The following is an 11,960-nucleotide window of genomic DNA, read 5'->3' as shown; positions in this document are numbered from 1 at the left end:
TTCCATTTTTATTGTCGGTTAAAAATGTAACAAAATATGTAATGTATTTAATTTTGAAACACTCATGACATTCATGTAACAAGTGTGCTAATAATTGTATTGTCTTGGTGAAAGAGGCGATGATGTATCGCTAGCTTAATAACAATAAAAGCATATTCATCGAGGTGTCGGGGAATAAAACCACAAGAGATTAACTATGAAAAAAACAACTTTAAGCGCTGCAATACTAGTGGCTTTATCTGCCACTACTGCTGCGGCGAATGACAGATATGATTTAGAAACCCTAACCAAAGGGTTTGTTAAAAATGCATCCGTTGAAGAATCTGCAATAGAAAAGTCTGGTACTACATGGCTTGTCAAAGCAAAAGCCACTACTGCCACATCTGTTGCTGACGTTGCTTTGGCAACGAGAACCGGCTTGTCGAATCTTTCTAACCCAACAGATGCCGTTTACAATGCGAATACTGGTCTTGATTTACTTCAAGCACAAATAGAGTCCTTAGGCGTAAACGTATCATTCAAATCAAGAACCACAAATTTGGTTGCTGGTTTAGTTATCGACGGTTCAGCGCAAGATATTGCAAAGATTAAAACATTAAGTGGCGTTGAGTCAGTACTTCCGGTTACAAATTCAGAACTGCACATCGCTGATAGTGCGGAGTATATCAATGCTACTAGTCTTGTAACGGCTAACATAGCAAGTGGCCAAGGTATTCGTGTTGCTATTTTAGATTCCGGGCTAGATTATACCCATGCGGCTGTCGGCGGACCGGGTACCACGGAAGCGTTTGAAGAAGCCTCTGCTGACCTTGCTGATACGCCAGCATGGCCTATCGGAAATGTCTTGGGTGGTTTCGACTTTTTCAATGGCGATCCAGACCCAATGGACAACAACAACCACGGAACGCACGTCACGCATTCTGTTTTAGGTGTTGCTCCTGATGCACAGATTTATGCGTACACGGTATGTGATCAAAACTGCCCTGGTGCAGCACAATTAGCTGGATTAGAAGCGGCAATGGATCCCAATGGCGACGGGGATATCTCAGACCGTGTAGATGTTATTAACATGTCTTTAGGCGGTGATTTCGGTACCAATCGCGGTGGCGCGGTAGGCGAGTTGATCGACAAAGCCGTAGAGCTCGGTGTTGTTGTTGCTATTTCCGCAGGTAACGATGGTCCTACGCCGTTCATTGTTGGCGGTCCAAGCACTACAACTAATGCGCTTTCTGTCGGTGCAATGACTCACCCTACTACTGAAGAGCAAGAAATTTCGGCCACATTGGGTGAAAGCGACATTGTAGCAGTTGGCGCGGCGTTTAATCCTGAGCCTGAGTTCTCAATTGACAGTACAACGCCTATCGTGTACGCAGAAGCAGAAACCAATGCAACAGGTTGTGTCGAATACACTGCTGACCTTACCGACCAAATTGTATTAATTGACCGTGGTGTCTGTGGGTTCACAAACAAAGTGATTAATGCAGAAGCTGCCGGTGCTGCATTTGTTATTGTGGCAAATAATGTTGAGGGCGATGGTGCATTCACAATGGGTGGTTCACCAGCTGTACCAATCGGCATCAACTCGGTAATGATTTCGAAGGAAGACGGCGACGCACTCAAAGAAGCTATTACAGCGGGCAACGCTGCGTTTACATTTGACTCTGTTCTTATTGCCAAGCCAGGTGCTATTGCCACATTTACTTCGCGCGGACCTTCAGTCGACGGGTTGTTAAAGCCTGAGATTACTGCGCCAGGAACAGCGATTGATACCGCTGCAGCCGGTACAGGGGACGGTACGTCTCCAATTAGTGGTACATCATTCTCAAGCCCAATTACAGCCGGTGCTTTAGCCATGTTAGCCGAAGTATTCCCTAACCGTAACGCGTTTGAGCTAAAAGCTACCCTGATGAATTACGCGAATCTTGACGTTACGTTAGAGCCGCGTTCAACAAACCCCGAGGCTGAACTTGCTCCAATTAGCTATATTGGTGCGGGGCTTGTCGATGTAGAAAAAGCGTCGATGTCTGCTACTGCGGCATGGGACGCTTCCACTAAGCAAGCTGCTCTTGCGTTTGGCCTTCTTGGTCTTAACGAAACAGCGTCTATTACAAAAACTGTAACGGTCAAAAACTTCTCAAGTGAGTCTAAGACGTATTCATTGGCAGATGAAGCACGTTTTGCCAATGATGCGTCGACTGGCGCGCTTACAATGGAATACCCAAGTACATTAACGGTACCTGCGGGCCAAACAGTCACATTTGATGTGGTTGCAACTATCGACCCAACTAAGCTTCCTGAGTGGACACTTGACAGCACTGTAGCGGGTAGCCCTGATGGAACTGCAGAGCTAACATCGGTCGAGTTCGACGGTGCGCTTGTGTTTACCGATGAAGCTGAAGAAACAATGCACCTTGTTTATCATGTATTGCCAAAAGCATACGGCTCAGTAGAACTCGGTACCGAATTAACTGAAGACGGTGTTTTACGTACTGTAACTAACACTGGCTCTGTTGACTTTGATACTACGCTCGTTGCGACTATGATTGATAGTGGTGTCGATGCTGATAAACAATTCGATATTATAAGCACGTCACTTGAGTATGCTCCAGTACCTGCTGCAACATGTGAAGCGGGCGCAATAGTGTTTACAAACATTACCATGCGCGATCCAGTTTCATCACTGCATTCAGCTGGCTTCTTTATGGATGTTGACGTAGACGGCGATGGCACTTTCGATTTCACAGCACAAACCTTAAACGAGTCAGCGTTTGGTAGAGATTCTACTGCGGTTGTTACCTTTACTCGTCCATTTAGTGCTCTGTCAGGTCAGTTGTTTGGCACTATTCATGAGCCAGGTTCAAACGTACTTAGTATGGTTAGCTGTGTAGATGGGCTAGGCTTGACAGTTGCGGATCTCGGCACAGCAAATGCGACAGTTGCCTTCCGTGTTGAAAATAGTGCTTTCGATTTCTTCCCGTCACAAGCTTATGACGAAGATTTGGTGGTCACTAATTACTCATTCCCACTTCTTGACGCACCTACAGTAGTAGATGCAAGCGGTGAAGCGGTAGACACGCTAGAGCCCGGCCAGACGGCATTCTTAAGTGGAGTAGGAACCGGTGGTTTCACTTTCTTGGGTGCTGATGGTGCTGTTGCAACGACAATACCTGTAGACGGTGGAAACGCACCAACAATTGAATCACAAACTTTCGACGTTGATGAAAACACGGAAACAGGTGCTGTCGTCGGTACTATCGAAGCATCAGATGCTGATGGAATTACAAGCCCAGTTTCTGAGTTCTTCGTTCAGTCTTCTAGCTCAATTGCACTATCTGTCTCCCGTGATGGTGTCATCACGGTAGCTGACGGTGAGTTACTAGACTTTGATGCTGGATTTGAGAGCGTAACGATGGAAGTGGTAGCTATCGATACATCTGGAATGATCTCTGAGCCTGCTGAAATTATTGTAACGATAAACAACTTGGCTGACGAAGCCAGTGAACAGCCTGCTCCACCACCTCCGCCGCCAACTGCTAATAATTCTGATGGCGGCTCTACTGGTCTGTTGAGCTTGTTGCTACTGCCGATAATTTACTTACGTAGACGCTTTAAATAGATTTAAGTAAATTATAATTTATAAAGCCCCTTTTAAAAGGGGCTTTATTTTTTGTACAAATATAGATGCTAATCGCTTCAGCTTAATTATCTGCAGTGCTTTAGCATACAAAAAACCTGACGTTACCTTTTGTAAGGTGTTTACATAGATGGGTTGATTAAAAGCTCTAAATTGAAAAATGTCATAGATAAGTGAGGCAATTCCTCAATGTAGATTTGAGTTTTTTACATTGAGATACATAGCTTTAATTTTACTCTTCGTCGTTAGAGGAGTCAGTCTGATTGACATTTAAACGCTTACTCGGCTGCACACCCAACTCTCTAAAGTGCTCTATTTGGCGAATAATATTTCCTCTACCCCGGGTTAGTTTATTCATAGCCTGTTCAAAACTTCCTTGAGCACTGTCTAAAGACTTGCCCACTTTTTCCATATCGCTTATAAAACCCACAAATTTGTCATAAAGCTTTGCAGCTTGTTCTGCTATTTTTTGTGCATTTTGATTCTGATACTCGTATTGCCATATATTATTGATTGTACGAAGAGCAACAAGCAGATTAGTCGGGCTAACCAACATAATATTGTGATTTAGCGCAAGAGTGACTAGTTCAGGCTCCTCCTCTACTGCCAATAAAAAAGCGGGCTCAATAGGAATAAAAAGTAGCACATAATCAAGCGTTCTCAACCCCTCAAGATTTTGATAGTCTTTTGCGCCTAACCCTTTTATGTGACCTTTTATAGAAGTGACATGTTGGCTTAAATACAGCGCTTTTTGCGACTCATCTTCGCAATGATAGAAACGCTCATAGGCGGCAAGACTGACTTTTGAATCAATGATGACATCTTTGTCGTTAGGCAAATGAACGACAACATCAGGTTGTAAACGTCTGCCGTTGTCTGATTTTGCAGATACTTGGGTTTCAAATTCGTGACCCTCTCTTAGGCCCGATTCTTTCAGTATGCGCTCTAAAACGACTTCTCCCCAATTCCCTTGCTTCTTATTATCTCCTTTAAGCGCACTTGTGAGCGCAGAAGCTTCTTCTGTTATTTTTTGATTCAGTTCCTTAAGGCTTAAAATTTCAGTTTTAAGGGATGCTCGTTCTTGCCCTTCTCTTATGTGTTGTTCTGAAATTTGACGCTTAAACCCTTCAAGTTCACTTTTAAAAGGTGCTAGTACTGCTTCAATATTTTGTTTGGTTTGCGTTGTGTAGCGCTGTTGTTTTTCCTCAAAGATTTTATTTGCTAAATTTTCAAATTGGGTTTGAAGCCTTTGCTCAGAGGCTGTCATATTAGCTAATTTTTCTTCATGAGTTTGGTGAAGCGCATCTATTCGAGCTTGCTGAGCTTCGTTCTGTGCTTTAACTCTAGCTAGCGTAATGCGTTCATCGTTCAGCGATCGCTGAAGGAGTTGGTTATCATATTCGAGCTGCTCTACACGTTCAGACTTTGCACTTATCACTGCGAAGTCCTGTTTCAGCGACATTAATTCAATCGATAACGCATCATTAAGGCTTTCTTTTTCACGAAGTTGAGAGTGAACAAGTAGAAAACGAACCACAAAGCCGACTAAAAGAAGTGAGATGATTGCAGTAATGGTGAATAAAACGAGAGAGTGTGATGATAAGTATTCGATAAACATAGACGCGCTTTCATACTGTTATTTTATACAGCACTATAAACAAAAACAGGCACCAATGGCACCTGTTTTTAATAGTTTAGTTTGCAACTTACATAATAATCTTCGCGTTTATTGTGCAATTTTTCAGCATACCTGCTTATTTGTTGAGTGTTTTATCTAAATCTTCGATTTTTGCTTTCCAAATAGCGGGGCCGGTTTTATGAGCATTTGCACCGGTGCTATCAACCGCTACCGTTACCGGCATATCTTCAACGTCAAACTCGTAAATAGCCTCCATACCAAGCTCTTCAAAGGCCACAACTCGAGACTTCTTGATGGCTTTTGACACTAAGTAAGCTGCACCTCCCACAGCCATCAAATATACGGCTTTGTGTTTAGCGATTGAGTCTACCGTAGCAGGACCGCGTTCAGCTTTACCAATCATGCCGATAAGGCCTGTTTTTTCAAGCATCATATCTGTGAATTTATCCATACGTGTCGCAGTTGTTGGACCTGCTGGGCCAACCACTTCATCGCCAACCGCATCAACTGGTCCAACGTAATAAATGAATCGATTAGTAAGGTCAACGCCTTCTGGTAATCCTTCACCATTATCCATCATGGTTTGAATACGCTTATGCGCAGCATCTCGTCCTGTTAACATTTTTCCAGAAAGTAATACTGTTTCACCTACTTTCCATTCTTGAATGTCTTCTTTGGTCACATGGTCTAAGTTTACGCGGCGAGTATTTTCACCTACTTCCCACGTCACTTCTGGCCAGTCTTCTAAACGTGGAGGTGTAAGTTCTGCAGGACCAGAGCCATCAAGGTAGAAATGAGCGTGTCGGGTGGCCGCGCAATTAGGGATCATAGCAACTGGCTTAGACGCAGCGTGAGTAGGCAATGACTTAATCTTAACATCAACAACGGTAGTCAAACCGCCTAAGCCTTGCGCCCCAATACCTAGCTTATTTACGCGCTCAAAAATCTCAAGACGCAATTTTTCATCGGTATTCTGCGGTCCACGTTCAATCAGCTCCTGAATGTCCACAGGGTCCATCAAACTTTCTTTTGCCAAGACCGCAGCTTTTTCCGCAGTGCCACCAATACCTATACCTAACATACCTGGCGGGCACCAACCCGCCCCCATAGTCGGCAACGTTTTTACTACCCAATCAGCAATATCATCACTGGGGTTAAGCATTACCATTTTTGATTTATTTTCTGAACCACCACCTTTAGCAGCGATCATCACTTCAATTTTAGTACCCGGCACCATGTCGATGTGGACAACTGCTGGCGTATTGTCTTTAGTATTTTGCCTTGCCCCTGCTGGGTCTGACACAATAGAGGCTCTGAGGGGGTTATCTGGGTTGAGGTAGGCACGGCGCGTCCCCTCATCGACCATTTCCTGCACTGTCATGTCGGTCTTATCCCAAGACACGCCCATTCCTACTTTTACAAAACAGGTGACTATCCCGGTGTCTTGGCACAAGGGACGTTTGCCCTCTGCCGACATACGAGAATTAATGAGAATTTGAGCCATGGCATCTTTAGCTGCTTGGCTTTGCTCTTTGTTATAGGCTTCCTCGACTGCTTTTACGTAGTCTATTGGATGGTAGTAAGATATGAACTGCAGGGAATCTTCGATACTATCAATGAAGTCTTGTTGACGGATAACGGTCATGACATCCTCTTTTTATTTGGCTTACGTGGTCTTAGCTAACTAAAAAAGCGTATACTAGCGCATCTATTATCATCGCACCATGCAAAAGCGTGTGCCGTGCGATCTTTATCATTATTGACAGCGTAATTTATGCATCAACTGCAACGGCCCCGCCTTGTAGAGTGTGCAACGAATATAGCTAAAATAGAAAGAACAAAGCGCAAATAACATTTATGTCTTTTATTGCAGATATCACCAAGATTTCCGTCACTCCGTTTACACAGCAACAAATTTCGCACTTTTTGGGTGTAGATAGCACTGCTGCTTCAACCACATTTTTAAGTCTTTTTAGTCAAATCGCTGGCCGTGAATGGGCTATTTTGCTAGACACTGCGGGCTCGAAGAAAAGTGACGGTCGCTTTAATATCATGGCGTGGAACCCTTCCCTGATGATTAGAGCAGCAAAAGGGCAAACCGAATTAATTGATACCATCAATAATACTTCGCGTAAGGTTAATGAAGCGCCTTTTGAGGCAACTGAAAAGTATCTTCATAAGCAGGTTGCACACATTGCAAGTTCCGTTGATGACCAATATGCCCATTTGCCTTTTCTTGTCGGTGTTGCCGGAATGGCAGGTTATGATGCGGGCAGGTTCTACGAGTCTCTACCTTCTATTGCCATAGATGATTACCAAACGCCTGACTTTGCTGCAGGCTTATATTTACAGTCTATTATCGAAGATACAGAAACTGGTTTTTTTTACTATTGCTCGGCGAATGGCAGTACTCAACCTGACTTTTTATGCACCTGTTCATCAAAATCGGTAAAGCAAAATCATCATCGAAAAGATAACGGTCATAACAAACCTACAGGGCACGACGATTTCACCATAACCCAACCCTTTGTGTCGAATCTAACCAAAGAGGAATATTGCCAGAGGCTTTCATCAATTCATCGTTATCTTACCGCGGGTGACTGTTATCAAGTGAACATGGCTCAGCGTTTCACTGCACACTATCGAGGCAATTTTTGGAAGGCTTATTGTCGATTGCGAGACACTAATCAAGCGCCATTTTCAGCGTACTTTTATTTATCTGAAGGCACAATAGCGAGCATTTCACCTGAGCGATTTCTGAGTGTAAAGAATGGTATTGTAGAAACCAAACCTATCAAGGGAACTCGTCCACGCTATAAAGACAAACAGCGCGATGAGGAGAGTGCAAATTCGTTGCTTAATGCAGAAAAAGATCGATCAGAAAACTTAATGATTGTGGACTTGCTTCGCAATGACATTTCAAAACACTGCACTCCTGGAACAGTCAGTGTTCCGGCCTTGTTTGCACTTGAAAGCTATGAGGCGGTTCACCACCTTGTAAGCACGGTTACAGGAAAGTTAGCAAGTGGGTCTACACCGCTGGATCTATTAGCATCATCATTTCCTGGGGGCTCGATAACTGGGGCTCCCAAAATTAGAGCAATGGAAATTATTGATGAGCTAGAGCCTCATAGACGCAATATTTATTGTGGCAGCATATTTTATATGGGGTGTCGTGAGGATATGGACTCAAGTATCTGTATACGAACGGTATTAGCAGAAAACAATAAGCTGCATTGTTGGGCTGGCGGTGGTATTGTTTTGGACTCACAAGCATCTGACGAGTACCAAGAGACGTTAGATAAAGTATCTAAAATAATCCCTGTATTAGCTGCTTTTAACGAGGGTAATGAATGACGAAGGCCGAGTTTCTGAATCAGTTCCACCATTTGCGACTGCCGCATTTAGAGCCAGACTTTCCCCTTACTAAAACGGGACGCCCCGCGGCCGTGCTTATTCCGTTGATAGATTATGGTGAATCCCTTAACGTACTCCTTACAGAGCGAGCTCGTCATCTACGCCATCATCCGGGTCAAATTAGCTTTCCCGGCGGCGCAGTTGAAGAGTCTGACAACACTCTTTTTGATGCAGCAATGCGAGAAGCCGATGAGGAAATTGGGTTGCCGCCAAGCAATGTCGATATTGTTGGGGTACTTCCACGCTATCGCACCGTCAGTGGTTACGAAATTGCACCCGTAGTAGGTTTTGTTAATCCAAGTTTTGAACTCAAGCTTGACCCTAATGAAGTAGAAAGCGCTTTTGAAGTGCCGTTAGCACACGTTTTGAATCGAAAAAATCATTTAATACATCAAACTCACCTCAATAAGCGCGCATTCCCAATCTATTTTATACCATGGCAAGAGCGTATGATCTGGGGAGCTACTGCAGCTATTCTACGCAATCTTTCGCACCATATTCATCCGTAAACGTTTGAAAAAAATAGTATTCTACTTTTCGAATTCACATGTCTTCCACGTTGGGGGCGAATTTGTCCACTTGCCTATCAATTTATCTTTACAGTCTATTAGCAAAACTAATCACATTATTAGCATTTCTGTATTGTAGTTAATGTTTGCTGAATGCATGATCGTCTCATGACTGAATAACATTCTGAAGTGTATGATAAGTGTATTTGACATGTTTAGCGTTGGCATTGGCCCTTCGAGTTCTCACACTGTTGGCCCAATGAAAGCAGGTGCGGAATTTGCCGCTACGTTAGCGAAATCTGAATCGCTATTCTCTAGCGTAGATAGCATTAGGGTAGAACTTTTTGGTTCACTGGGCCAAACCGGTATAGGCCATGGAACCGGTAAAGCTGTTATCCTCGGTCTTTTAGGGCACACCCCTGAATTGGTAGACGTTGATAAAATTGATGCCATGCTCGAGCATGTGCGCTTATCAGAAATGCTGTGTTTGAACGGTGATAAAGATATTTCGTTTCCAAACAAGAATGCTATTGTATTTCATCGTAGAAAAACACTGCCCAAACACGCCAATGCGTTAACCTTTTTCGCCATGAATGGGACGACAGTTGTGGCTCAGCAAACCTATTACAGCATTGGTGGCGGCTTTATTATTAAAGATGAAGATTTCGATGACACGAAAGCTCACGCCGCGTCGCTACAGGCTGAAGTTCCTTTGCCTTTTAAAACTGCAGAAGAGCTTTTACTTCTATGTAAAAACAATGGATTGAGTATCAGTTCATTAATGCTTAACAATGAGTCTATTTTTAGACCTAAGCATGAAGTCAAGCAAGCGCTTTATAACATCTGGCTTATCATGAAGGCGTGTATTCAGCGTGGTATCGAAAGCGAAGGTATTTTACCCGGCGGTTTGAAAGTGGTTCGTCGAGCTCCAGGACTTTACCGTCGACTACAAACTGAACATACCACTGATCCTATGCAAACCATGGACTGGGTAAATCTATTTGCGTTAGCCGTTAATGAAGAAAATGCAGCTGGTGGTCGTGTAGTTACAGCACCTACCAACGGCGCGGCAGGCATTATTCCAGCAGTTTTACAGTACGTTGATAAGTTTATTCGACCTGTTGACGAAGAAGTGGCGAGTCGGTTTCTACTCACGGCTGGCGCAATAGGCATACTTTATAAAGAGAATGCTTCAATTTCTGGCGCAGAGGTAGGTTGCCAAGGCGAAGTCGGGGTTGCATGTTCAATGGCAGCGGGCGCACTTGCTGAAATTATGGGTGGAACTGCATCATCGGTAGAAAACGCAGCAGAAATTGGTATGGAGCACAACTTAGGACTTACCTGCGACCCTGTGGGCGGTTTGGTGCAAGTTCCATGTATCGAACGCAATGCGATGGGTGCAATCAAGGCGATTAACGCCTCCAGATTGGCCCTTCGCGGCACAGGCGAGCACAAGGTGTCGTTAGATAAAGTCATTAAAACTATGCGCGATACCGGGAACGATATGAAAACGAAATATAAAGAAACCGCCAGAGGTGGTCTCGCAGTCAATATTATTGAGTGTTAGCGTGGCATAAACCTGCTAGCTAAGCAAAAGGGGCCAAATGGCCCCTTTCCTATTTGTGTGCCCCCTGAGCGCTAAACCACATCCTTTTATTATGCTAGTGAGCACGTTATTTTACCGGCAGTGTAACGCCCTTAAACATCTTCTCAACCTCATCATTATTTTTAAGCATCATGGCTTTTTCAACTTTATCCTTTGTTAAATGCGGAGCAAAACGCTCGATAAAGTCATACATGTAACTGCGAAGAAAAGAGCCTTTTCTAAAGCCAATTTTAGTGGTGCTGTAGTCGAACAAATGACTGGCATCAATTTTCACTAAGTCAGAGTCTAGCTCTTCATTAACCGCCATGGAGGCAATTACACCGATACCTACGCCAAGGCGTACATAAGTTTTAATGACATCGGCATCGGTTGCGGTAAATACGATTTTTGGGGTAAGGTCTGCCCGTTCAAACGCTTGGTCTAGTTCGGAGCGCCCAGTAAACCCGAATACGTAAGTTACAAGCGGATATTTCGCAATATCGCTGATGTCAATTGAGCCTTTTTTTGATAGCGGATGGTCTTTGTTAACGATGACACTTCTATTCCAGTGATAGCAAGGCAACATAACAAGGTCGTTGTACAGATGGAGCGCTTCAGTGGCTATTGCAAAATCCGCCTCGCCCTTTGCCGCCAAATCACTTATTTGCGAAGGCGTACCTTGGTGCATATGTAACGACACCTTTGGGTATTTTGTCATGAAGCCTTGAATAACATCAGGTAATGCATAGCGCGCTTGAGTGTGGGTAGTGGCTATGTTGAGTTTTCCTTGGTCAGGTAGCGTGTGTTCTCGGGCAACGGCTTTAATGCTTTCAACTTTCGCCAGTATTTCCCGAGCAATATTGATAACATCCCCGCCGGCGTCCGTTACGTGGGTAAGATGCTTTCCGCTGCGCCCAAAAATTTGGACACCAAGTTCGTCCTCCAGCATTCGAACCTGCTTACTTATACCGGGCTGAGAGGTGAATAAACTCTCAGCAGTTGCAGATACGTTTAGGTTATTGTTGACGACTTCTACGATGTATCGAAGTTGCTGTAGTTTCATTGGTTTTACCGCTTTTTTGCTCTTTATATACACTATACTCCTATACTTATAACCAAAACTACATTTTTTTAAAGGTTGATATTACTAAATAGCCATAATACAGTTCAATTGGC

The 11,960-nt window shown here is 43.8% G+C and carries 7 protein-coding genes; 4 read left to right on the top strand and 3 right to left on the bottom strand.

From position 1 onward, the window contains the following. Positions 1 to 196: 196 nt before the first annotated feature. Complete coding sequence (locus tag ACOJR9_RS09670; protein ID WP_420932802.1) at positions 197 to 3,616, top strand: S8 family serine peptidase; 3,420 nt, start codon at positions 197 to 199, stop codon at positions 3,614 to 3,616. A gap of 250 nt (positions 3,617 to 3,866) precedes the next feature. Here ACOJR9_RS09670 and rmuC read toward each other — a convergent pair whose 3' ends face one another. Then, positions 3,867 to 5,252, bottom strand: a complete 1,386-nt coding sequence (gene rmuC / locus ACOJR9_RS09665) for a DNA recombination protein RmuC (RefSeq protein ID WP_420932801.1) — start codon at positions 5,250 to 5,252, stop codon at positions 3,867 to 3,869. Between the two features lie 136 nt (positions 5,253 to 5,388). After that, positions 5,389 to 6,918: a fumarate hydratase gene (locus ACOJR9_RS09660; protein ID WP_420932800.1), complete on the bottom strand. Its 1,530-nt coding sequence runs from the start codon at positions 6,916 to 6,918 to the stop codon at positions 5,389 to 5,391. Positions 6,919 to 7,130: 212 nt separating this feature from the next. On the opposite strand from ACOJR9_RS09660, the gene pabB reads away from it, so the two are divergent. The 3 genes from pabB (at position 7,131) to ACOJR9_RS09645 (ending at position 10,766) form a co-directional block, all read left to right on the top strand. Next, positions 7,131 to 8,630 carry an aminodeoxychorismate synthase component I gene (gene pabB / locus ACOJR9_RS09655; protein ID WP_420932799.1) on the top strand — a complete coding sequence of 500 codons (1,500 nt, stop codon included), beginning with the start codon at positions 7,131 to 7,133 and terminating at the stop codon, positions 8,628 to 8,630. Continuing rightward, positions 8,627 to 9,199 (top strand): CoA pyrophosphatase, encoded by a 573-nt coding sequence (locus ACOJR9_RS09650; RefSeq protein ID WP_420932798.1) that lies wholly within the window; start codon positions 8,627 to 8,629, stop codon positions 9,197 to 9,199. The genes pabB and ACOJR9_RS09650 overlap by 4 nt, the downstream gene beginning before the upstream one ends. A 193-nt stretch (positions 9,200 to 9,392) precedes the next feature. After that, on the top strand, positions 9,393 to 10,766 hold the full coding sequence (locus tag ACOJR9_RS09645) for an L-serine ammonia-lyase (protein WP_420932797.1): 1,374 nt from the start codon (positions 9,393 to 9,395) through the stop codon (positions 10,764 to 10,766). A gap of 106 nt (positions 10,767 to 10,872) precedes the next feature. Here the strand turns inward: ACOJR9_RS09645 and cysB are convergent, their stop codons facing one another. Beyond that, entirely contained in the window at positions 10,873 to 11,847 is a 975-nt protein-coding gene (gene cysB, locus ACOJR9_RS09640; protein ID WP_420932796.1) for an HTH-type transcriptional regulator CysB, read from the bottom strand. Positions 11,848 to 11,960: the final 113 nt, after the last annotated feature.

It is taken from the genome of Alteromonas ulvae (assembly GCF_048987005.1).
Taxonomy (GTDB): Bacteria; Pseudomonadota; Gammaproteobacteria; order Enterobacterales; family Alteromonadaceae; genus Alteromonas.
This window is presented reverse-complemented; position numbering and strand designations above follow the sequence as displayed.